The organism is Pseudomonas sp. BJa5 (genome assembly GCF_030272875.2).
GTDB lineage: Bacteria > Pseudomonadota > Gammaproteobacteria > Pseudomonadales > Pseudomonadaceae > Aquipseudomonas.
The window spans coordinates 163,275-185,985 of sequence record NZ_JALRNG020000003.1 but is presented as its reverse complement, the minus strand read 5'-3'; the positions used below and the strand labels follow the sequence as shown (position 1 = coordinate 185,985).

20 protein-coding genes are annotated in these 22,711 nt (G+C 62.0%); 10 read left to right on the top strand and 10 right to left on the bottom strand.

Going from position 1 to position 22,711, the window contains the following annotated elements; all coding sequences use genetic code 11:
- The first annotated feature begins 403 nt into the window (after positions 1-403).
- From M2D63_RS03100 to M2D63_RS03085, 4 genes are all read left to right on the top strand, one after another.
- Positions 404-2,335 carry an NAD(P)/FAD-dependent oxidoreductase gene (locus M2D63_RS03100; RefSeq protein WP_285861317.1) on the top strand — a complete coding sequence of 644 codons (1,932 nt, stop codon included), beginning with the start codon at positions 404-406 and terminating at the stop codon, positions 2,333-2,335.
- A gap of 149 nt (positions 2,336-2,484) precedes the next feature.
- Positions 2,485-3,381 (top strand): nitrilase family protein, encoded by an 897-nt coding sequence (locus tag M2D63_RS03095; RefSeq protein WP_285861316.1) that lies wholly within the window; start codon positions 2,485-2,487, stop codon positions 3,379-3,381.
- A 10-nt stretch (positions 3,382-3,391) separates the two neighbouring features.
- Positions 3,392-4,588 carry a hypothetical protein gene (locus tag M2D63_RS03090; RefSeq protein ID WP_285861315.1) on the top strand — a complete coding sequence of 399 codons (1,197 nt, stop codon included), beginning with the start codon at positions 3,392-3,394 and terminating at the stop codon, positions 4,586-4,588.
- A complete protein-coding gene (locus M2D63_RS03085; protein WP_285861314.1) occupies positions 4,585-5,586 on the top strand; it encodes an asparaginase in 1,002 nt (333 codons plus the stop codon). Before M2D63_RS03090 ends, M2D63_RS03085 begins: the two co-directional genes overlap by 4 nt.
- A gap of 38 nt (positions 5,587-5,624) precedes the next feature.
- Here the strand turns inward: M2D63_RS03085 and M2D63_RS03080 are convergent, their stop codons facing one another.
- The 9 genes from M2D63_RS03080 to M2D63_RS03040 all read right to left on the bottom strand — a co-directional run bounded on the left by M2D63_RS03080 (position 5,625) and on the right by M2D63_RS03040 (position 15,453).
- A complete protein-coding gene (locus M2D63_RS03080; RefSeq protein WP_285861313.1) occupies positions 5,625-5,921 on the bottom strand; it encodes a hypothetical protein in 297 nt (98 codons plus the stop codon).
- 93 nt (positions 5,922-6,014) lie between these two features.
- Positions 6,015-6,899 (bottom strand): ChaN family lipoprotein, encoded by an 885-nt coding sequence (locus M2D63_RS03075; protein WP_285861312.1) that lies wholly within the window; start codon positions 6,897-6,899, stop codon positions 6,015-6,017.
- A 55-nt stretch (positions 6,900-6,954) separates the two neighbouring features.
- Positions 6,955-7,722 carry a heme ABC transporter ATP-binding protein gene (locus tag M2D63_RS03070; protein WP_285861311.1) on the bottom strand — a complete coding sequence of 256 codons (768 nt, stop codon included), beginning with the start codon at positions 7,720-7,722 and terminating at the stop codon, positions 6,955-6,957.
- Positions 7,722-8,705 (bottom strand): iron ABC transporter permease, encoded by a 984-nt coding sequence (locus tag M2D63_RS03065; RefSeq protein ID WP_285861324.1) that lies wholly within the window; start codon positions 8,703-8,705, stop codon positions 7,722-7,724. The genes M2D63_RS03070 and M2D63_RS03065 overlap by 1 nt, the downstream gene beginning before the upstream one ends.
- Positions 8,706-8,755: 50 nt before the next feature.
- The gene (locus M2D63_RS03060; protein WP_285861310.1) at positions 8,756-9,643 is read right to left on the bottom strand and encodes a hemin ABC transporter substrate-binding protein; all 888 of its coding nucleotides are present in this window, start codon (positions 9,641-9,643) and stop codon (positions 8,756-8,758) included.
- Between the two features lie 187 nt (positions 9,644-9,830).
- Positions 9,831-10,328 carry an RES family NAD+ phosphorylase gene (locus M2D63_RS03055; RefSeq protein ID WP_285861309.1) on the bottom strand — a complete coding sequence of 166 codons (498 nt, stop codon included), beginning with the start codon at positions 10,326-10,328 and terminating at the stop codon, positions 9,831-9,833.
- The gene (locus tag M2D63_RS03050) at positions 10,328-10,771 is read right to left on the bottom strand and encodes an antitoxin Xre/MbcA/ParS toxin-binding domain-containing protein (protein ID WP_285861308.1); all 444 of its coding nucleotides are present in this window, start codon (positions 10,769-10,771) and stop codon (positions 10,328-10,330) included. The genes M2D63_RS03055 and M2D63_RS03050 overlap by 1 nt, the downstream gene beginning before the upstream one ends.
- 327 nt (positions 10,772-11,098) lie before the next feature.
- The gene (locus M2D63_RS03045; protein ID WP_285861307.1) at positions 11,099-12,346 is read right to left on the bottom strand and encodes a ribonucleotide-diphosphate reductase subunit beta; all 1,248 of its coding nucleotides are present in this window, start codon (positions 12,344-12,346) and stop codon (positions 11,099-11,101) included.
- Positions 12,347-12,573: 227 nt separating this feature from the next.
- Entirely contained in the window at positions 12,574-15,453 is a 2,880-nt protein-coding gene (locus M2D63_RS03040; protein WP_285861306.1) for a ribonucleoside-diphosphate reductase subunit alpha, read from the bottom strand.
- A gap of 764 nt (positions 15,454-16,217) precedes the next feature.
- Here M2D63_RS03040 and M2D63_RS03035 point away from each other — a divergent pair.
- From M2D63_RS03035 to fhuF, 3 genes are read left to right on the top strand one after another with little or no spacing between them, the layout of a single operon-like run.
- Positions 16,218-16,943 (top strand): response regulator transcription factor, encoded by a 726-nt coding sequence (locus M2D63_RS03035; protein ID WP_285861305.1) that lies wholly within the window; start codon positions 16,218-16,220, stop codon positions 16,941-16,943.
- Positions 16,940-18,556, top strand: a complete 1,617-nt coding sequence (locus tag M2D63_RS03030; RefSeq protein ID WP_285861304.1) for an ATP-binding protein — start codon at positions 16,940-16,942, stop codon at positions 18,554-18,556. The genes M2D63_RS03035 and M2D63_RS03030 overlap by 4 nt, the downstream gene beginning before the upstream one ends.
- Positions 18,553-19,104: a siderophore-iron reductase FhuF gene (fhuF, locus tag M2D63_RS03025; RefSeq protein ID WP_285861303.1), complete on the top strand. Its 552-nt coding sequence runs from the start codon at positions 18,553-18,555 to the stop codon at positions 19,102-19,104. Before M2D63_RS03030 ends, fhuF begins: the two co-directional genes overlap by 4 nt.
- Before the next feature lie 3 nt (positions 19,105-19,107).
- Here the strand turns inward: fhuF and M2D63_RS03020 are convergent, their stop codons facing one another.
- Positions 19,108-19,809, bottom strand: a complete 702-nt coding sequence (locus tag M2D63_RS03020) for a 4'-phosphopantetheinyl transferase (RefSeq protein ID WP_285861302.1) — start codon at positions 19,807-19,809, stop codon at positions 19,108-19,110.
- A gap of 123 nt (positions 19,810-19,932) precedes the next feature.
- Here M2D63_RS03020 and M2D63_RS03015 point away from each other — a divergent pair, with 123 nt between their 5' ends.
- The 3 genes from M2D63_RS03015 (at position 19,933) to M2D63_RS03005 (ending at position 22,667) form a co-directional block, all read left to right on the top strand.
- The gene (locus tag M2D63_RS03015) at positions 19,933-20,535 is read left to right on the top strand and encodes an outer membrane beta-barrel protein (RefSeq protein WP_285861301.1); all 603 of its coding nucleotides are present in this window, start codon (positions 19,933-19,935) and stop codon (positions 20,533-20,535) included.
- Between the two features lie 111 nt (positions 20,536-20,646).
- The gene (locus M2D63_RS03010; RefSeq protein ID WP_285861300.1) at positions 20,647-21,324 is read left to right on the top strand and encodes a response regulator; all 678 of its coding nucleotides are present in this window, start codon (positions 20,647-20,649) and stop codon (positions 21,322-21,324) included.
- Positions 21,321-22,667, top strand: coding sequence for an ATP-binding protein (locus M2D63_RS03005; RefSeq protein WP_285861299.1), 1,347 nt, complete (start codon positions 21,321-21,323; stop codon positions 22,665-22,667). The genes M2D63_RS03010 and M2D63_RS03005 overlap by 4 nt, the downstream gene beginning before the upstream one ends.
- The last annotated feature ends 44 nt before the right edge of the window (positions 22,668-22,711 follow it).

Sequence of the window (22,711 nt, the reverse complement as noted above, 5' to 3'; positions counted from 1 at the left end):
TCGCCGATGGTAGTGTGGGGTTTCCCCATGTGAGAGTAGGTCATCGTCAAGATTAAATTCCGAAACCCCTATCTGCGTACGCAGGTAGGGGTTTTGTCTTTCTGGCTGCCCATTCCTGCAGTCAATGGGCCCCCCCTGTGGGAGCGGGCTTGCCCCGCGATCCGATGTATCCTGCAGACCGCGATCGCGGGGCAAGTCGGATCGCCGCACCGCCGCTCCTACAGCCACCCCATCGCGGCGCCAGGGTTACGGTCGCTGTGCGACCGATCGCAGCCTCGTGCCTCGGTAGCGGCTACGGAACGATCCAGATTCAAATTGCCTGATGTAGCTAACTATGTAATGCCATTCCTTTGGCAATCCCTTTCAAGCTCGAATCTCCATACCCTTCCCGAGATTTCGAAGCATGACTATAGGCTCCACTTACAATCATCCCGCCAATGTTTCGGCCAGCCTGTCAGTACAGCCAGGTAGCTGGGCTGCCCGCTTCCCTAATCCTCCAGATTTGTGCTTTGACTACCGAAAATTGCTTGAACAATCGGGAGGTATCGCGCAAGCCACCCGTAGCGATCACCGGATCTGCATTGTTGGCGCTGGCGTCACCGGTCTGACGGCAGCTCGCGAGCTGCTGCGGTGTGGGTTCACTCAAATCACCCTCATAGAACAATCTCAACGCATTGGTGGTCGGCATTTCACTGTAGTGAACAATCCTCACAGTGCACCGTCGACACCATTCGAAATGGGGGCGATGCGTATGCCGTTCTTCAATCGAACGGGTGAGGCACCCAAGGATGGTCGCTCTCTGATGGCCTATTACGCCAATCTGTTTGAGTTGCGAGTCTCCGACTTCCCCAATCCTGGAACACCTTGGGTGGACTCAACCGGGATTTATTTGCAGGACGGGGATTTGGAAGGGAAGGGCGAGCCTATATTGCTGGTATGGAACAACCCTGATGGTACGACACCTCCACCGACTGCGGCGTTGCAGCAGGTGTATGACAAGTGGCATCGATTTGCAGCTCGGCTCACCGAGCGGGTCGCTCAGGTTTATGGCTCTGAGATCTGGGAGGCCCAATGGGCCGCCATTGTGGCGCGCTATCAAGCACTATCGTTTCGTGACCTGGTAAATCTCCCTGCAATCGATGACTGGAATGAAAGCAGACCTGGTGATTTCGGTGGGTTAGGAATGAGCCCAGAAGAATCAGCCATCTTCTATGCCATCGGTATCGGTGATGGCAGTTGGGGCGCCTTCTATGATGTTTGCTGTCTGTATCCGTTACGCACCGCAATCTTTGGATTCAGTAGTCACTTACAGCTTGTTCATGGGCGAGTCGATCAGCATGGAAAACCACTGCAGGCCCCTTACCTGAAGGCCGACGCTGTGTATGACAGCAAAGGTTTAAGGTTTGCTGTACCAACCTACTTAGGCTTGGCCGCCTTGGATGAGTGTCTGCTTTTCATGGAGATCGAGGGCGTAGGTACGTCGCTCTATAACCATTGTCTGGCACGGTCGGACGGACTGCTTACCGACTCTTCTGTTTGCGGACTTAGCAAGCAGCCCAATGGGAAGGTTCGTGTCCAGTATCGGTGGAATGTCAGCCGTTCAGGCTCAACGACCACAATGAGTGAAGATTTTGACTCTGTGATCGTCACGCTACCCTCATGGTTAATCGAAACCAATATCCGCGTGGAAAATTTCACCCCAGCAATGTTGCCTAACAGCATCATCAATGCATACAAGACGGCGCACTGGGAAACCAGCTGCAAGGTCTATGCACCGTTGAAGAAAAACTTTCTACGTAAAAATTTCCATATACCGCAAATTCTTGTTACTGATACTTTTGTTCATGATGTGTATGCCTATGGCTATAACGATAACTATGCCTATGACTGCATCTTGCTGAGTTACACTTGGGAGGATGACGCAACCAAGCTTGCCTCCTTCGATGACAGCGATCTCGTCACAAGGTGCATTCAGGAGTTAGATCGGATCCTACTGCGATGCACTAACGTACAGCAGCCAATTTCTCCTTACATAGATACCTATAACGCCAGGGTTCAGCGCTGGGTAACAGACAGGAATTCTTTGGGATGTGCCAAGCTTTACCGCGCGGGGACCTACTACGATGCTGTCGGCTTGATGAAGTACAACCGTGATCTAAGTGATCTCTCCGGCCTATATCTGGTAGGCGAGTCATTTTCCGTTGATGCAGGTTGGACAGAGCCTTGTTTCAGAACCGCCGTTGATGCAGTGATCAACATTTGTAGGAAGACAGGTGCGGTATTCAACGGAGGCTTCTCCATGGATGACTACCCGCATTACCAAGTAAACATTTGAAGTCGCTATGAACAGGGCGGTCTGTAAGACTGCCCTTTCCCAAGCCTAAGACCCCTCCTGTACCAGCTTCAGATCTGCCCGACTGTTCCATCCATTAGCGTGTCCGCTTAACTGGCGTCTTTCCCATAACGATAAGAAGGCCGCCGCCCATGTCTGCTAGCACCGTCCCCGTTAGCCCAACCCGCGTTGCCGTCATACAGTTTGCCCCGCACGTCGGGGTCGAGCATCGCGATAGTAATTTGTGCCAAAGCCTGCTCCTCGCCGAACAAGCGGTCGGTGAAGGGGCCAACTTGATCGTCCTGCCAGAACTGGCCAACACCGGTTACACCTTTAGCACACGCGCAGAAGCCTATGCCCATGCCGAAACGCTGGAGGATGGTCCAAGTGTGAACGCCTGGGCAGCCTTCGCCCGCGATCACCAGGTTTACCTGGTGGCAGGCTTTGCCGAGCGCGACGGATTGAAACTGTACGACAGTGCCGTGCTGCTTGGTCCCCAGGGTTTGCTCGGCCACTACCGCAAGGCCCACCTGTGGAATCAGGAGAAACTCTGGTTCACCCCGGGTGATCTGGGGTTTCCGGTGTTCGAGACGCCTATCGGTCGCATTGGCCTGCTGATCTGCTGGGACATCTGGTTTCCTGAAGTGCCGCGACTGCTGGCCCTGCAAGGCGCCGATATCATTTGCAGCCTGAACAACTGGGTCTGGACGCCACCGCCGTTGTTCGATGGCAGCGGTAAATGCATGGCGTCCTACCTGACGATGACCGCTGCCCATGTCAACAACGTTCATATTGCGGCCGCCAACCGAATAGGTAATGAGCGCGGTGGGCGGTTCCTTGGATGTTCGCTGATCGCCGGCGTCCACGGCTGGCCAATTGGCGAAGTGGCAAGTGCCGAATGCGAGTGCATCCTCTACGCCGATCTTGATCTGTGCAGTGCCCGTAGTGCGCCGATCTGGAACAACCTCAATGACCTGGTTCGAGACCGACGCACCGATCTCTATGGCACGGCACTCGGCTATCACCTGCATCCAGCGATGCCACGTTGAGGAAGCCGGGATGGACAAATCGATCACGTTATCTCGAAGCTACTTTGTTCCCTTGCTGCTGATGTGCCTGGTGTTATCCGCACTTATCGCTGTGGGTATTGAAATCATCAGCGGTCGTGCCGGCAGCTGGTTGGAACTGTGGCCCGACTACTCGCACATGGTCGGCAATCTCGATGAGCCGCTGGCTCGCCTGCGCTGGATTGTGGGTGATATCAGTGAAGTCGCGTTTTACAAGCATGAGCTGCCAGCGCTTGGCTTGCTGGCGGGTGCGGCACTGGCTCACTGGGCCAACCGCCACGGCAAGCGCTGGCAGGGATTCGCCATCTGCTATGGAACGGGCTTGTGGCCTTGGCTGGTCAGCAGTTCATTGCTTGGATTGGCGCTGAGTCATGTTCTGTGGGGCTGGACCTTGAGCAGTGGTACCTGGCAACCCACCTTCGTAGCATTCGTCTCGCTGCCAGCGGCGATGGTGCTGTTGTTCGGCGCCGGCTGGAAAGTCGCTCTGAACGGTGCGCTGCTGGGCGCTTTGCTGGTGACCCCGGCAAGCCTGCTTCTGGTTAACTTCCTGTGTTATCCGCTGCAGTTGCCGGTGGTGATTGGCAACGTCGGTGGCATGGCAATCGCCAGTTTTCTGGCCTTCCTTCTATGTCGCCGGATGCCATGGCTTGTACGTTCAACCCCTCAGGTCGATGCACGGCCGTCGGTTGCGGTGCCATCAGCCAAGCCCGATTATGGTGTGGTTTGGATACTTCGTCGGGTATTGGCGGATTTCACAGAAGCGCCATTTTTTGGCAACGAACTGGCGAGTCTTGGCCTGTTGCTGGGCGTAATGCTGGCGTATTTCATTTCACCGGGTGGTCCCGCCTACGGATCGCAGCTGGTCCTGGAGATCATCGCAGGGCAGGCATTGGCTTCGTTCATCGGCGTGTTGTTGTGGCGCCCTCAATGGCGGCGACTGGGCTGGTACCCCACCTACATTCCAATCGTTTCCGTTGTGCCCGCTGCTGTCCTGACTCTGGGCGGCAGTTGGCAGGTCATCGTGCTCAGCGCTGCGCTGGGTGCATTGACGGCGCCGCCCCTGGCCCACGCTATCAGCCGTCGTCTTCCCGATTATGTGCACGGCTACATCGCAAACGTGCTGTCTATGGCGATTTGCACCCTGGCCATCCTCCCTTTTGTTCGCCTGGTTACAGGGGTGATGCCATGAACGATGCGTTGAAGCGTCCCCGTATCGCGTTCGGTGCATTGGGTGGCACCGTCAGCATGCAAGCCAAGGCATCGGGGCAGGGGGTGATGCCCAGTATGAAGGGTGACGCACTTTTGGAGGGATTGGCACTTGGGGAGCTGGCCCAGGTTACTGCTGAAACCTTGCAAATGCTGCCAAGTGCGTCATTGACCTTCATCCAGCTGATCGAAGTGCTGCAGTGGGCCAGGCTCCAGGTTGAACAGGGTGCTCAAGGTGTCGTATTGAGCCAGGGTACCGACACACTGGAAGAGGTGGCCTACTTTCTCGACCTGCTCTGGCCGTACGAGGTGCCGCTGGTGCTCACTGGGGCCATGCGCTCACCCGGTCAACCCGGTGCGGATGGACCGGCCAATCTGCAGGCCGCAATCCAGGTGGCACTGGCTGCTGAAAGTCGGGGGCGGGGCGTGTTGGTGGTGATCAATGATCAGGTGCATGCCGCCGAACATGTGCGCAAGGTCGACAGCCTGGCAATGGATGCTTTCACGTCCTCGTATTTCGGCCCTGAGGGCCTTCTGGTAGAAGGGCATGTGCGCTATCTGAAGTTGCCAAAGTCACGCAGCCCACTACCGGTACCACAACGGCTTGATCATCGTGTGGCCCTGCTCGAGGCCAGCCTGGCAGCGGATATTCAGTTACTGGATGAAGTGACCGGCCTGGGGTATGAGGGCCTGGTGATTGCAGGATTTGGTGCCGGGCACGTTTCCCGGGAATGGGCGCGTTGTGTCGGCCAGATCGCCAGTTGGATGCCGGTCATCGTTGCCTCTCGCACCGGGGCCGGATCTACAGCAACGTGTTCCTATGGTTTCAACGGGGGCGAGATGGATTTGCAGCGCAAGGGCGCATTGATGGCGGGGTTTCTGTGTCCACGCAAATGCAGGCTGCTGCTGTGGGTGCTGCTCGGCTGTGGCATGGAAGGAATCTTGGGGCAGCGCTTGGCTGCTCAGAATGCACAGGGATGAACCCCGCGGGAGCCTTGCCCAGGCTCCCGCGCCGGCTCTTAAACGAACGCCTGAGGCGCTATGCCACGTGGCAGGCGGCAGCGCTCTGGCTGAGCGCTCAGGCGCATGCGCCAGTTAGCCTTGAAGCAGAACGCAGCGGCTTTTGCCTGGCTGGCCTGGCGCTGTTTGCGCAGCTCTGCCAGCGACGGGGTGGCTTTCTTGACGGGGGCGGCTTCGGCCTTGACCAGCGAGCGCTGGCACGACTTGCAATCGACCTGGTCGGCCTGGGACGTGCTGCTGAGGTTGTTGCCCGTGCGACCGCAAGCGACCGCGTCGCTGCTCGTTGAGTAGTGCATTACCAAAACTGTACATCTCCACACATATGAACAAAGCGCGGGTATTTTCGCATAGGTTGGCGGTGGCTGTGTTACCCGTGCCAATACATGTGTTCAGCGGCGCAGTGTCGCGCAGTGGTCCTGCTCGGGTTGGGCGGCGGTGTACCAGACAAAATCAGCACTTTCCCGGGACACGGTTTTCCCCACTTCGGCCAGGATCAGTACCAGGCTGCCTTGCGGCGCACCCAGGTCGGCCAGGTGCAGGGGAACGCCCAGGTCCTTGCGCACATGGAACGCTCCGGCCAGCAGTAACGCTGGCGTCGGCGCGGAAAGCAGACGTTCGGCCATGCGTCGATCCCGTTGCTGCTGTACCGCCAGCATCGCCGGCATCTGTGTTTCGGGCAACAAACCGCAATGGGACTGGCGAATATCATCCAGCAGTGTGCTTTGCACCTGGCCGGTGGTGGACGCCTTGCCTTCGAGCACTGGGCGCTGCTTGTAGATCTGCATGATCTGCGCGCGGTCCAGGTTGGCGGCCAGCAACGGATAGGGTTGGCGCACCGCATAGCTGACCAGGGCGCCATACAGGCTCCAGTCCCAGTTGGCCTGCCAGGCGAGGGCCTTGAACAGGTCGTCCGGAGTCTGGCCTGCGCGGGAGGCCGCCTGCGCGGCATCGACCCCGGATTGTTGGTCCGGGTTGAGCATTTCCATCAGCAGGCTACCTTGCGGACGTTGCGCTGCCAGTTGGCGCATCAGCCACAGTTGCACGGCATGGTGGTCCGGGTTGTCGTGCTGCTCGCCCACCAGTACCCGCGGCGCGGCGGCCAGGCGTTCTACCAGTTGCTGCGGGGTGAGGGTACGCCCGGTGGCGAGTTCGCGGATGACCCCAAGATCGACATGGTCGCGACCTTGCGGAGCAATCGCTGCCGGTGGCGGTTGCACCGAAGGGGCCTGGCAGGCCGCCAGCAGGCTGAGCAGACAAAGCAGCAGAAGACGCATCGGTTGTCCTTGGTCATCAGTTGCCCCTCGGGGAGGGGAGAACGAAAGGCAGGTATCAGCGCGCAATAATCAAGGGATGGCCGCGCTCCGGGTGCTGCTGGATAAGCACTTGCAACCCGTAGACCGCAGCCAGGGCTTCGGCGGTGAGCACTTCGGCCGGTGGGCCGAAGGCGTGGGGAAGGCCTTCTTGCAGCAACAGCAACCGGTCGCAGTAACGTGCGGCCAGGTTGAGGTCATGCAGGATCACCAGCACCGCCGCGCCGCGTTCGGCGAAATCGCGCACCGCTTGCAGGATGGTGTGCTGGTGCAAGGGGTCGAGCATCGAGGTCGGTTCGTCGAGCAGCAGGACCTGCCCCTCGGCACCGGGCCAGAGCTGGGCCAGCACCCGCGCCAGGTGCACGCGTTGCCGCTCACCGCCGGACAGGGCCAGGTAGCTGCGTCCGGCCAGGTGCAGGGCATCGGCGGCGCTGAGGGCCTCGCCGACGATCTCGGCGTCGCGCACGCGGCCGGTGGCATGGGGCAGGCGGCCCATGCCGACCACCTCATTGACCGAAAACCCGAAGTTCAGGCTGGAGCTTTGCGGCAACACTGCCAGGCGCCTGGCCCGCTCCTGGCCTGGCCAGTCGGCGAGTGGGCGATCATCCAGGCTGACGCTACCTTCGCAGCTCGGCAACTCGGCGCACAAGGTCGCGAGCAGGGTGCTCTTGCCGGCGCCGTTGGGTCCCAGCACGCCGAGCACTTCCCCGGGGTTCAGTTGGAGGTCGATGTTTGCCAGCACGGTGCGGTGACCGCGCCGTACCCACAGATTGTTTGCCCGTAGCATCAGGAGCGTCCCCGCACCAGCAAGAAGAGGAAGAAGGGCGCGCCGATCAGTGCCGTGACAATCCCGATCGGCAGTTCGGCCGGGGCCAGCAGCAGGCGGGCGATCAGGTCGGCCAACAGCAACAGGCCCGCGCCCGCCAGCAGCGAAGCCGGCAGCAACACCCGGTGATCCGGGCCGACCAGCAAGCGCATCAGGTGCGGCACCACCAGGCCGATGAAGCCGATCAGACCGGCAGCCGCGACGGCCGCACCGACTCCCAGGGCCGTGCACAGCACCAGCTCCAGCTTGATCCGCTCGACATCGAACCCCAGGTGCCGGGCCTCCGACTCCCCCAGCAGCATCGCGTTGAGCGCCGAGGCACGGCGCGGCAACCACAGGGCGACCCCGACCACTACGATCAACAACGGCCACAGGCGCTGGTAACTGGCGCCATTGAGGCTGCCCAGGTTCCAGAAGGTAAGGCTGCGCAAGGTTGCATCATCGGCCAGGTAGGTGAACAGGCCGACGCCGGCACCGGACATGGCCGTCAACGCCACCCCGGCCAGGAGCATGGTGGCGACATTGGTCTGCCCGTTGCTGCGACCGAAGCGATAGACCACGGCGGTGACCAGCAGGCCGCCAACGAAGGCGCACAGCGACAGCACATAGGGCTCGATGGCTGGGGGTAAACCGCCCAGCATGCTGCCGCCGACGATGGCGATGGCGGCACCCAGCGCCGCACCGCCCGACACACCGACCAGGCCGGGATCAGCTAGCGGGTTGCGGAACAACCCCTGCATGGCCACGCCGGACAAGGCCAGGACGGCGCCTACGGCGATGCCGAGCAAGGTTCGTGGCAGGCGAATCTGGCTCAGGATCAGTTCCGCCTGTTGCGTGGCATCACCGTCCACCGACAGGCCGAGCATGCGCAGCCCGGCCAGCAGGGTTTCACTCAGGGGCAGGCTGACCGGCCCCAGGGCCAGGGACAGCCAGATCACCACCAGCAGCAACAGTGTCAGGGTGAACAGCATCGGACGCGGCTGGACAATCGTCGTCATTGCCCGGCCCCGGCGCTCAACGCCTTGCTGTCCGGGTAGAAGGCCGTGGTGAGCGCGGCCAGCGCATCAGGCAGGCGTGGCCCCAGGCCGCCTACCAGCAGGGTCGGGTCGATGACCACTACGCGACCGTCGCGACCGGCCGGGGTCTGGGCAATGACCGGGTTCTGCTCCAGCAGCGTCGCCCGTGCGGCATCACCTTGCAGGCGGCTACTGGCGAAAATGATCACCTGTGGATTCAGGGCCAACAGCGACTCATTGGAGACCGGCTTGTAGCCATTGTGCCCACCCAGGCTCTGGCCGCCAGCTTGTTGGATCATCCAGGCGGCCAGAGTGTCCTTGCCAGCCACCTGCAGGTTGCCGCCGGAATGGCTGAGCAACATCATTACTCGCGGCGCCGGCTGTTGCTGTTGTGCTTGCTTGACCCGCCTGGCCTGGTCTTGCAGGCGCTGCTCGTAGCCGACGATCAAGGCCTTGGCTTCAGCCTGCTTGCCGAGCAATTCGCCAAGTTCCGTCAGGTTGTGCTGTAGCGTCGGCATATCGGCCTTGGCCGGCAGCACCTGCACCCGTACGCCGGCAGCCTTGAGTTGCTCCAGCACCGGCGGTGGTCCCATTTCGTTGCTGCCGACCAGGAGGTCCGGTTTCAGGGCCAGAATGCCTTCGGCGGCCAGCTGACGCTGATAACCGATGCCGGGCAATTTTTGCAGCGAACGCGGGTACTGGCTGGTGCTGTCGACACCCACCAGCTTGCTTTCACCACCCAGGGCAACCACCCATTCACTGAGCGAGCCGCCGGCACTGACCCAGCGCTGGGGCAGGACCTCGGCGGCGTTGGCCACCTGGCCCAGGAGCATGCCGGCACAGGCCAGCAGGGCTTTCATTCGCATCAATTGCCTCCTTGAACGGCCAGGGCACGCCAGTCTTCCCGCTCCGGCACGCACCGTGAGCGGGGGAGGCGTTTCATGCAGCGTCGTTTGTTTATATCAACTCACATAGTAATAATTATCATTTGTGGGTCAAGTCGGCATCTCTTCAAGTCCGCTGCCCAGCAGGGGCAGGTATCGACATGACGCCTTATTGCAGCGGGGGATTCAGCCGCCCATCCAGTGCGAACGGCTCCTGCAGCACCAAATCATAGAGACCCGAAGCCAGCTTCGGGTTCATCAACAGATTCCAGCTATGGGGTGACACACAGGAAGGGATCAGCACGAAAGGGTGCTGTTCCAGCAGACGGGCACCAAAGGCCTGCTGGCTGCGACTGGGCGTGCCCGGCCTCAGCCAGTTCAGGTTGGGTACATCCTTGCGTTCGACCTTGTGCACCTTGGCGGTATCCAGCACCCGTGCCGCCGTCAGCGTGTGGGCAACGCAATCGAGTGCCTGGAAGCCCTTATGCACGGCCACTTCAAGAATCGCCGTGGCCGAATCAAGGCTGGCATAGACCACCTGGAAGCCCTTGGGATTCCAGCGCCCGCCACAGGTCTCGGCGCCAATGCCGCTATTCCACGAAGCGGCGTGCCTGGCATGATCCAGACGCCAGAAATGAAGCTCATGGGCCAAAGGGTCCGTCACCATCAGTAGACCCCGTAGTCCAGCCGATTCAGGAAGTCGCTGACCAGCTCGTAGCCGACCGGGTTGGACAGCAGGTCGATGGGCGCCTCGCCATCCAGCCCGAGGGCCGGCCGGGTCATCCACTCTTCGGCAAGCGCCCGGGTGCCGAACACCTCCTGCGCTTTCTCCAGCACCTCGGCGTAATACAGCGCCCTGGCACTTTGCTCAGGGCTCAGGGCTTCATCCTTGTTCTTCATCCGGCGGGCGAGGGTGCGCTCCGACAGGCCGACGATCTTCGCCAGCACGTTGTGCCGCTTGAAGGTTTCAACGGATTCGACCAACTGGACGACGGAGCTGAGCGGGAACCCGCTCTGGGTGGCCTTGAATACTTCCATGCGGTCGTCGGTGTCGGTGTCGGGCAGCAGCAGGTCGATGATCGGCAGGCCGGTGCCGGTCGATGCTGACACACGGGCAGTGCCGTAGCCTTTTTGTGCGGGGGCTTCGTTCAGTTGAAGGGCTGCTGCGCCAGTGCCCGTCCGGATCACTGATCCGGCATCGGCAGGTTTTGCTTTTCCAGGCTTTTTGGGCGGTTTCCTGGCTTCCGTGTTTTCCGCGGTAGCAGACATGATCGACGCTCCACTCTGGACAGATGGCAATAAGTGTACTGCCAGTTGGCAGATTTGGTGAGCGAAAGCTGGGTTACTGTGTGGCCAAATGTGTGCTTGAGCTGCCCGCCTAAGCCCCATAAAAAAAGGCCGCCTTTCGGCAGCCTTTTCCAGAACTCGAGCGAGGAATCAATCCCAGCTCAACGCCCCGCCAGTCTGATACTCGATAACACGGGTCTCGAAGAAGTTCTTCTCTTTCTTCAAGTCCATGATCTCGCTCATCCATGGGAACGGGTTGGTAGTCCCCGGGTACTCTTCCTTCAGGCCGATCTGCGACAGGCGACGGTTGGCGATGAACTTGAGGTAGTCCTCCATCATCGCTGCGTTCATGCCCAGTACGCCGCGTGGCATGGTGTCGCGCGCGTATTCGATCTCCAGCTGAGTCCCTTGCAGGATCATCTGGGTGGCCTCTTCCTTCATTTCGGCATCCCACAGGTGCGGGTTTTCGATCTTGATCTGGTTGATCACGTCGATACCGAAGTTCAGGTGCATGGACTCGTCACGCAGGATGTACTGGAACTGCTCGGCAACGCCGGTCATCTTGTTGCGGCGACCCATGGACAGGATCTGGGTGAAGCCGCAGTAGAAGAAGATGCCTTCCAGAACGCAGTAGTAGGCGATCAGGTTGCGCAGCAGTTCCTTGTCGGTCTCGACGGTGCCGGTGTTGAACTCCGGGTCGGAGATCGCGCGGGTGTAGCGCAGGCCCCAGGCGGCTTTCTTCGCCACCGACGGGATCTCGTGGTACATGTTGAAGATCTCGCCTTCATCCATGCCCAGCGATTCGATGCAGTACTGGTAGGCGTGGGTGTGGATCGCCTCTTCGAACGCCTGGCGCAGGATGTACTGGCGGCACTCGGGGTTGGTGATCAGGCGGTACACGGCCAGGGCCAGGTTGTTGGCAACCAGGGAGTCGGCGGTGGAGAAGAAGCCCAGGTTGCGCATGACGATGCGACGCTCGTCGTCGGTCAGGCCTTCCGGGCTCTTCCACAGGGCGATGTCCGCGGTCATGTTGACCTCTTGCGGCATCCAGTGGTTGGCGCAGCCGTCCAGGTACTTCTGCCAGGCCCAGTCGTACTTGAAAGGCACCAGCTGGTTGAGGTCGGCGCGGCAGTTGATCATGCGCTTTTCATCGACCGCGACGCGGGCGGAGGAACCTTCCAGTTCCGCCAGGCCTTCGGCGATGTCGAGGTCGTCCAGGGCCGCCTTGGCGCGCTTCACTGCGTCGGAGTCGGCAGCGGTCACGGCACGGGCTTCCAGGGCGGCTACGCCACCGGCGTTGTCGAGCTTGTCGATGCCTGCGGCGGCAGCTTGGGTAGCGGTGGTGGCTTTGGCGGCTTCTTCGCCGTCGTCCTTGTCGAATTCGTCCCAGCTCAGCATGGTGGGTCTCCTGCTTGAGGGCCATGTATCAGTATGGCCGGTGGATCTTGGTTGCGGTGCTCGCGTCGGGTACAGCAGTGCACGCAAATCTTGGAGCGCATCCGGAGGTGGTTCCTCGCGGCGCTTTTTGTCTGGCGCTGTGGAGGAGGGGCTGGCGACGCTATCGCGGGGCAAGCCCGCTCCTACAGGGAGCGTGAGGCGCCGCGGGGGCGGCGCCTTTTAGCGACTTACTGGCAGGCTTCGCAATCCGGCTCGTCGATGGCGCATGCCTTCGGTACCGGAGCCGGGCCTGCGGCCTGGACCGGTGCGCTGTCACCACCGCTGGACACGGCGTTGAGCTTGCCGGTGTTGATGGTCGACTTCTCGGTGCTGGTCGCGGCCAGGGCACGGAGGTAGTAGGTGGTCTTCAGACCACGGTACCAGGCCATGCGGTAGGTGACGTCCAGTTTCTTGCCCGACGCGCCGGCGATGTACAGGTTCAGCGACTGGGCCTGGTCGATCCACTTCTGACGGCGGCTGGCGGCGTCGACGATCCACTTGGTTTCCACTTCGAACGCGGTCGCGTAGAGGTCTTTGAGCTCTTGCGGGATGCGCTCGATCTGCTGCACCGAACCGTCGTAGTACTTCAGGTCGTTGATCATGACCGGGTCCCACAGGCCACGGGCCTTGAGGTCGCGGACCAGGTACGGGTTGATCACGGTGAATTCGCCCGACAGGTTCGATTTCACGTACAGGTTCTGGTAGGTCGGCTCGATGGACTGCGAGACGCCGGTGATGTTGGCGATGGTCGCGGTCGGCGCGATGGCCATGATGTTCGAGTTACGAATACCTTTCTGCACGCGGGCACGGACCGGCGCCCAGTCCAGGGACTCGGTCAGGTCGACGTCGATGTACTTCTGGCCACGGGCCTCGATCAGGATCTGTTGCGAATCCAGCGGCAGGATGCCCTTGGACCACAGCGAACCCTGGAAGGTCTCGTAGGCGCCACGCTCGTCGGCCAGGTCACAGGAAGCCTGGATGGCGAAGTAGCTGACCGCTTCCATCGACTTGTCGGCGAACTCGACGGCAGCGTCGGAGCCGTAAGGAATGTGCTGCAGGTACAGCGCATCCTGGAAGCCCATGATACCCAGGCCCACCGGACGGTGCTTGAAGTTCGAGTTACGCGCTTGCGGCACCGAGTAGTAGTTGATGTCGATCACGTTGTCGAGCATGCGCACGGCGGTGTTCACGGTGCGTTGCAGCTTGGCGGTGTCCAGCTTGCCATCGACGATGTGGTTCGGCAGGTTGATCGAGCCCAGGTTGCAGACCGCGATCTCGTCCTTGTTGGTGTTCAGGGTGATCTCGGTGCACAGGTTCGAGCTGTGGACCACGCCCACGTGCTGCTGCGGGCTGCGCAGGTTGCACGGATCCTTGAAGGTCAGCCATGGGTGACCGGTCTCGAACAGCATCGAGAGCATCTTGCGCCACAGGTCCTTGGCCTGGATGGTCTTGAACACCTTGATCTTGTTGTACTCGGTCAGGGCTTCGTAGTACTCGTAGCGCTCTTCGAAGGCCTTGCCGGTCAGGTCGTGCAGGTCCGGCACTTCCGATGGCGAGAACAGGGTCCACTTGCCGTCATCGAAGACGCGCTTCATGAACAGGTCAGGGATCCAGTTGGCGGTGTTCATGTCGTGGGTACGACGACGGTCATCACCGGTGTTCTTGCGCAGCTCGATGAATTCTTCGATGTCCAGGTGCCAGGTTTCCAGGTAGGCACAGACAGCGCCCTTGCGCTTGCCACCCTGGTTGACGGCGACGGCGGTGTCGTTGACCACTTTCAGGAAAGGTACGACGCCCTGGGATTTACCGTTGGTGCCCTTGATGTAGGAGCCCAGTGCACGCACAGGAGTCCAGTCGTTGCCCAGGCCACCGGCGAATTTCGACAGCATGGCGTTGTCGTGGATCGCGTGGTAGATGCCCGACAGGTCGTCCGGCACGGTGGTCAGGTAGCAGCTCGACAGCTGTGGACGCAGGGTACCGGCGTTGAACAGGGTCGGGGTCGAGGCCATGTAGTCGAAGGACGACAACAGGTTGTAGAACTCGATCGCACGGGCTTCCTTGTCTTTCTCTTCCAGTGCCAGGCCCATGGCCACGCGCATGAAGAATACCTGTGGCAGCTCGAAGCGCACGCCATCCTTGTGGATGAAGTAGCGGTCGTATAGGGTCTGCAGGCCCAGGTAGGTGAACTGCTGGTCACGCTCGTGGTCGATCGCCTTGCCCAGTTTTTCCAGGTCGAAGTCGGCCAGGGCAGGGTTGAGCAGTTCGAACTCGATGCCCTTGGCGACATAGGCCGGCAGGGCCTTGGCGTACAGGTCGGCCATCTCGTGGTGGGTGGCGCTGTCGGCCACGCCCAGGAAGCCCAGGCCTTCGGCGCGCAGGGTGTCCATCAGCAGGCGGGCGGTGACGAACGAGTAGTTCGGCTCGCGCTCGACCAGGGTACGGGCGGTCATCACCAGGGCAGTGTTGACGTCCTTGATGGCCACGCCGTCGTAGAGGTTCTTCAGGGTTTCGCGCTGGATCAGGTCGCCATCGACTTCGGCCAGGCCTTCGCAGGCTTCGCTGATGATGGTGTTCAGGCGGTTCATGTCCAGCGGCGCGAGGCTGCCGTCGGCCAGGCTGATACGGATGGTCGGGTGCGGCTGCACGGCGGCGTCGCTGCTGCCGCGGGTGGCACGTTCCTTGGCGCGCTGGTCGCGGTAGATCACGTAGTCACGGGCGACTTTCTGCTCGCCGGCGCGCATCAGGGCCAGTTCGACCTGGTCCTGGATCTCTTCGATATGGATGGTGCCGCCCGATGGCATGCGACGCTTGAAGGTGGCGGTGACCTGTTCGGTCAGGCGGGCAACGGTGTCGTGGATGCGCGACGAGGCGGCAGCGGTGCCGCCTTCAACTGCGAGGAACGCCTTGGTGATGGCCACGGTGATCTTGTCGTCGGTGTAGGCGACGACAGTGCCATTGCGCTTGATCACACGCAGTTGGCCTGGGGCGGTGGCAGCCAGATCCAGGTTCGAATCGGCGGCCTGCGGCGCCTTGGCCTGCGGGTTCTCGCGAGTTGTGTCGGTTTGCATGGGTGTCTCCACGTTCTCTAAGTTTGTTTAGGCGCTTTTTAGGCGCCAGCCGTTCCGTCCGAAAGCTCAACAACCGACCCTGGCGGCACACGGGAACCACAGGGCTCCGGCATGCCGCACAGGTCGGGCATACTCACTTCGGGACAGATCAGGAAAAAGGGGCAATCGTTTGCCGCTCCCTGGCCGAAGTCAAAGGTCTTGAATCCACGACTCAAAACTGTTGCTGTCGGGCGTGCCTGTGACTTGCAACACCCGTACCCGAAACAACGCCCTCCAGGGGATTGTTTCGATCGCCTCCGCAGGAGCGGTTTGGCTGCTGAATGCTTCTAAAGTTCAAGCAAAAAAAGCACGCTACAAGGGCTTGAGTTCTTTGCCTGACTTGTGCTTGGGATTTTCTTCAAACCCCAAGATGTAGTGTTTTGTTTCGATAGGGATACAAGATAATGCGGTCCTGGGGGCATTGCAAGATCGCCCGCTGTGGATAACTTGTGCGTATTTTGTGAGTGATTTTGGCCAACGCCTTGTAAGCCGCGACTTAGCGCCAACTGACCGACCGTAACCCTTTTTTTCGCATTCAGGTGGAATTTTTCGGGGGCGCACCCTAGCACAAAAACGCCGGTTCTCCGAGCTATCGAGCCTGGGCCCGGAGGAGGCGGGCGGCAGCGGTTGGCAGGCGTCGGTGCCCGACGTAGTATCCGGTGCCGATGTTGCCTTTTGGTGAAGCCACCAGGGGCCTACCTATAAAAAAGTCGTCGAGGTGTACCGTGGAGCAGCAGCGTAGTCAGGTGTTGATCGTCGAGGATGACCAGCGATTGGCCGAACTGACCCGTGAATACCTGCAGGCCAACGGCTTCGATGTCGCGGTCGAAGGCGACGGTGCCCGGGCGGCGGCGCGGATCATTGCCGAACAGCCGGACCTGGTGGTGCTCGACCTGATGCTGCCAGGCGAAGACGGCCTGAGCATCTGCCGCAAGGTGCGCCAGCAGTTTGCCGGGCCGATCCTCATGCTCACCGCGCGCAGCGACGACCTGGACCAGGTCCAGGGCCTGGACCTGGGCGCCGACGACTATGTCTGCAAACCGGTGCGCCCGCGTGTACTGCTGGCGCGGATCAATGCCTTGCTGCGGCGCAGCGAGTCTCCTGCCGAGAGCGAGCCGCCACAATGCCTGCAGTTCGGGCCCTTGCGGGTCGACAACACCCTGCGCGAAGCCTGGTTGCACGACAACGGCATCGAACTGACCAGCGCCGAGTTCGACCTGCTCTGGCTGCTGGTCAGCAACGCCGGGCGCACCCTGTCGCGCGAAGAGATCTTCACCTCGCTGCGCGGGGTTGGCTACGACGGCCAGGACCGCTCCATCGATGTGCGCATCTCCAGGATCCGCCCGAAGATCGGCGATGACCCCGAACACCCACGGATGATCAAGACCATCCGCAGCAAGGGCTACCTGTTCGTGCGCGAGGCGGCCGAGGCCATGGGCCAGGTGCGATGAATTCAATTTTCCTGCGCATCTATGGCGGCATGCTTGCCGCCCTGGTGCTGGTGGCCGTGCTCGGCGTGCTCAGCCTGCACCTGCTCAACGAGGTGCGCGCCGCCCAGCATCGCGAGCGCCTGGCCCACGGCACCTTTACCTTGATGGCCGACAACCTGGTGCCGCTGGGGGAGGTCGAGCGCAAGCGCAACCTGATGATCTGGGAACGATTGCTGGGTATTCCGCTGCAGCTGCAGTCCATGGCGGCGGCGCGGCTCGATAGTGGGCAGCGCAGCCAGTTGCAGCGTGGCCAGGTGCTGGTTGAGAAGACCGGCCCCCATGCGGCCAAGGTCATGCGCCAGGTCGGTACCCAGGACCTGTTGCTGATCGGTGAGGTGCAGCAGATCAGCGAGCAGCTGGCCCGCGCCACCATTTACCTGTTGATCGACGAACTGGTGCGCTACCCGATCGGCGAGCAGCCCCGGCGCCTGGCCGAACTCAAGCGCGACAAGGGCTTCGGTTTCGAGCTGAACCTGCGTCGGGTGGAACAGACCGACATGGACGAAGACCAGCGCCGCCGCGTCGATGAAGGCGACACGGTGCTGGCGCTGGGCAAGGACGGCGATTCGATCCGGGTCTATGCCGGCATGGTCGGCACCCCCTGGGCCCTGGAAATCGGCCCGCTGTACCAGTTGAACCCTTACCCACCACAGATGCTGGTGCTGATTGCGGCCCTGGGCCTGTGCCTGATCGGTCTGATCGTCTATTTGCTGGTGCGTCAGCTCGAACGGCGCCTGTCCGCCCTTGAAACCGCCGCCACGCGCATTGCCCAGGGCAGCCTGGATACCCGGGTGGCCGCCGACGATGCCGACTCGGTGGGGCGCCTGGCCGCCGCCTTCAACGGCATGGCCGAGCACCTGCAGCGCTCGTTGACCATCCAGCGCGAGCTGGTACGGGCCGTCTCCCATGAACTGCGCACACCGGTGGCGCGGTTGCGCTTTGGCCTGGAAATGATTGCCAGTGCCCGTGACGAGCAGGCCCGCGAGAAGTACCTCAGCGGCATGGATGGCGATATCCAGGACCTGGACAAGCTGGTCGACGAAATGCTCACCTACGCACGCCTCGAACAGGGCGCGCCGGCCCTGCATTTCCAGCGGGTCGACCTGGATGCCTTGCTCGACCAGGTGATTGCCGAGCTGGCACCGCTGCGTGGCGATGTCAGGGTGTTTCGCGGCCCGTGCCAGGTCGGCGAGGAGGGGCCGGACGGGCAGGGTGCCTGGGTCGAGGCCGAGCCACGCTACCTGCACCGGGCCCTGCAGAACCTGGTGAGCAACGCCATGCGTCATGCCGAATCCCGGGTCAGCCTCAGCTATCAGTTGGGCACACAGCGTTGCCGGATCGATGTCGAAGACGACGGCCCGGGTGTGCCGGAAAGCGTCTGGGATCGCATCTTTACCCCGTTCACCCGGCTCGACGACAGCCGCACCCGCGCCTCCGGCGGTCATGGCCTGGGCTTGTCGATCGTGCGGCGGATCATCTACTGGCATAACGGCCGCGCCTCGGTCGGGCACAGCGAACAACTGGGCGGGGCCCGATTCAGCCTGAGCTGGCCGCGTACCCAGGATGCACCGTGAGCGCGTCGCAGAGGCTTGAGCAGGTGCTCAGTCCGGCTCGCTTCGATGCCTTGCTGCTTGAACTGTATGGTCCCGAACTGATGCCAGCTCAGCGCCCGGTGTTGGTGTCGCAATGGTCCAAGTACTACTTCGCCCTGGTCTGGCAGATGGCTGCGAGCGGCGTGCAGCTGCCGGTGTTCGCTGATACCCGCATTACCCTGGATGCTCGCGGCCTACCGGTCGAGCTGGCGGGGAATGCTCGGACTTGTGGCGACCTTGAGCAACTGCTGGAACATCACCTCAACTCGCTGGTACAGCGCCTGGCGACGCTGGGCGAGGTGGCTGCCACTGTGCTGTGGGGCAATGCCGGGGATTGCCTGGATCAGGCTTTGCAGCAGCGCGGCGTGGCGGACCACCGGGGCTTGCAGCGTTTGTTGCAAGCACCAGACAGCCCGCTGTATGCCGCCGTCAGCCGGAATGCCGCCGGCCGGCGTCGGCGGCGCACCTGCTGCCTGAGCTACAAGGTGGACTGGGTCGGACACTGCGAACACTGCCCGCTGCTGGCCTGAGGCTCAGACGCTGACCAGGCTCAGCAACTGGTCATCCTGCAGGCAGAACTGCCCTTCAAGCTCCCGTCCCTTATGCCATTGCGCCGACAGGTCGGTGAGCAGGCGCAGGCGTGCCCGGCCGTCGGCGCTCCATTCCAGCACTTCGGCGTGCTCGAAATAAAAGCGCTGCTGGACGATGGGGTAGAGGGCCTTGAACAGGCTTTCCTTGAGAGAAAAGGTCAGGGTGACGGTCAGGCCGGTTTGCCCGGCGTCCATTCGTTGCAACTCCGCCTCGGTGAGGATTTCCCGGGACAGGCGTGCGGCGCGCTCGTCACTGAGCAGGCTTTCCTGATCCAGCCCCAGCCCCTGGCAATCACTGCTGTGCGCCACCACGGCAGCGGCCCAGCCCTTGCCGTGGGTGATCGAGCCGCTGATGCCCGTTGGCCAGATCGGCGAGCGGTCCTCGTGGGTGCCGGGGACGTACTCGCGGCCATCCAGGCGCTGCAGGGCGGCCCGGGCGCACACCCGGCCGGCCAGGTACTCGGCCTGGCGCTTGGCCACCGAGCGTTGCAGGCTGGGCGTCTGCTCGATGCCGGCGCAGGCAAAGTCATCGCTGGCCAGCAGGGCAGGGTCGAAGGGGCAACTGACCAGTACCGCACCCGGGACCGGGCGGGGCAGGGGCCAATCGTGCAGCAGCGGGGCGCAGCAGGAAGGAAGTCGGTTCATGCCCGGTATTGTGCCGTGGACCTGTTGTTCAGCCAAGGTTCAGGCAGGGTTCAGCGGCTGTTCAGGGGCGCTTGCGTAGTCTGGCTTCCACACCCACTCAGGGCATCACCAGGAGTCAGCATCATGAAAACCCTCAATACCCTGTTCATCGCCATGGCCTTCCTCGGCGCCAGCGCTGCCGCCCAGGCCACCGACAGCACCTTCGCCGGCGTCACCTACGGCCAGACCAGCGACAAGATCAAGAAGTCCGGCCTGCTCAGCAGCAACACCGACCACCTGAACACCGACGGCATCATCCATAACGACGGCACCTACGGCATCCGTATCGGCCAGATGAATGACCAGGGCCGCTACTACCTCACCTACGACAACGTCTCCAACGACCACAGCGGTGTGAAACTGCGCCAGGAGAACCTGCTCGGCAGCTACGATGTGTTCTACCCGCTGGGCAACACCACCAAGCTGTTCGGCGGTGCCAGCGCCGGTCTGACCAAGCTCAGCCAGGAGTCCTCCGGCTACAGCCGCGACACCGATACCGGCTACGCCGTCGGCCTGCAGGCCGGTGTGCTGCAACAGGTCAGCGACAAGGCCTCGGTGGAACTGGGCTACCGTTACCTGCGCAGCAACGCCAGCACCGAGCTGGCCGAGCATGGCGGTCCGAAAGTCGGCACCCTGCGCCTGGACAGCAGCGCCCAGACCTACCTGTCGGCCAATTACCACTTCTGACCGGCGCATTGCCTGCCCGAACCGGCCTGCGGGTGCATGGCCGGTTCGCTGTTATTCTTCTGCACAGGATTCTTTGTATGCCGAGCTGTCGGCACGCGTAGGGAGGAGCGTATGAAACTGCTGGTGGTCGAGGATGAGGCACTGTTGCGTCATCACTTGTACAGCCGCTTGACGGAAAGCGGGCATGTGGTCGAAGCGGTGGCCAATGCCGAAGAAGCCTTGTACCAGGCCGAACAGTACAACCATGACCTGGCGGTGATCGACCTTGGCCTGCCGGGCATGAGCGGGCTGGACCTGATTCGCCAGTTGCGCTCGCTTGGCAAGAGTTTTCCGGTGTTGATCCTGACGGCGCGCGGCAATTGGCAGGACAAGGTCGAAGGGCTGGCGGCCGGTGCCGACGATTACGTGGTCAAGCCCTTCCAGTTCGAGGAACTGGAGGCCCGGCTCAATGCCCTGCTGCGCCGTTCCAGTGGTTTCACCCAGTCGACCATTGCCGCCGGCCCCTTGCTGCTGGACCTCAATCGCAAGCAGGCGACCCTGGACGAGCAGCCCCTGGCCCTGACCGCTTACGAGTACCGCATCCTCGAGTACCTGATGCGCCATCACCAGCAGGTGGTGGCCAAGGAGCGCCTGATGGAGCAGCTCTATCCGGATGACGACGAGCGCGATCCGAACGTGATCGAGGTGCTGGTCGGTCGCCTGCGTCGCAAGCTTGAGGGCGATAACGGCTTCAAGCCCATCGATACGGTGCGCGGCATGGGTTATCTGTTTACCGAGCGTTGCCGGTGATCCGCTCGCTGCGCCTGCGGCTGATGGTGGCCGCCGCGCTGCTGGCGCTGTTGTTCATGCTCGGTTTGCTGCCGGCCTTGCAAAAGGCCTTCAGCCTGGCCTTGCAGGAGGCGATCGAAAAGCGCCTGGCCTCGGACGTTACTACCCTGATCTCCGCAGCACGCATCGAGAACAACCAGTTGCACATGCCAGAGCTGCTGCCCGACGAAAAATTCGACCTGCCCGACAGCCGCCTGCTCGGCTATATCTTCGACCGCCAGGGCAACCTGGTGTGGCGCTCGCGGGCCACCGCCGATGAAAACATCAACTACACCCCGCGCTATGACGGGCGCGGCAACGAGTTCGCGCGGATCCGCCAGGTCGATGGCGAGGAGTATTTCGTCTATGACGTGGAGGTCAAGCTGCTCGGAGGCAAGAGCGCAGCCTTCAGTATTGTCGCCCTGCAACCGCTGCGCGAGTACCAGCAGACCCTCAATGGCCTGCGTGAACGCCTGTACCTGGGCTTCGGCGCGGCGCTGTTGACCTTGCTGGCGCTGCTCTGGGCCGGCATGACCTGGGGACTGCGGTCGCTGCGCCAGTTGAGCCACGAGCTCGATGATGTCGAGTCCGGCGCCCGCGACGGGCTCAGCAGCGAGCATCCCCGGGAACTGCTGCGCCTGACCGGCTCGTTGAACCGCCTGTTGCGCAGCGAGCGTGAGCAACGCCAGCGCTACCGCGATTCGCTGGGCGACCTGGCCCACAGCCTGAAAACCCCGCTGAGCGTGTTGCAGGGGGTCAGTGAAAGCATGGCGCAGCGCCGCGAAGACCGTGAGCAGGCGCGCATCCTGCAAAGCCAGATCGAGCGCATGAGCCAGCAGATCGACTACCAGTTGCAGCGCGCCAGCCTGCGCAAAAGTGGCCTGGTGCGCCACCAGGTGGCCCTGCGACCCTTGCTCGACAGCCTGTGCAGCACCTTGGCCAAGGTCTACCGCGACAAACAGGTCAAGGTCAGCCTCGAGGTGCCCGACCAGGCCATGGTGCCCATGGAGCAGGGCGCCTTGCTCGAACTCTTGGGCAACCTGCTGGAAAACGCCTACCGCCTGTGCCTGGGCCAGGTTCGCATCAGTTGGCAGGGTGGCCACACACAGGTTGAGCTGTGTATCGAGGATGACGGGCCCGGCGTGCCGGCCGACCAGCGCGAGCGCATCCTCAAGCGTGGCGAACGCCTCGACCGGCAGCACCCTGGGCAGGGTATCGGCCTGGCGGTGGTCAAGGACATCATCGACAGCTACGACGCCAGCCTCACCCTCGGTGACTCGCCCCTGGGTGGAGCGGCGTTTCGCATCAACTTTTCCATGGAGTGAATCGCCATCCGCCGTGGGCGGATTACCGCCATCACCTTTCATTT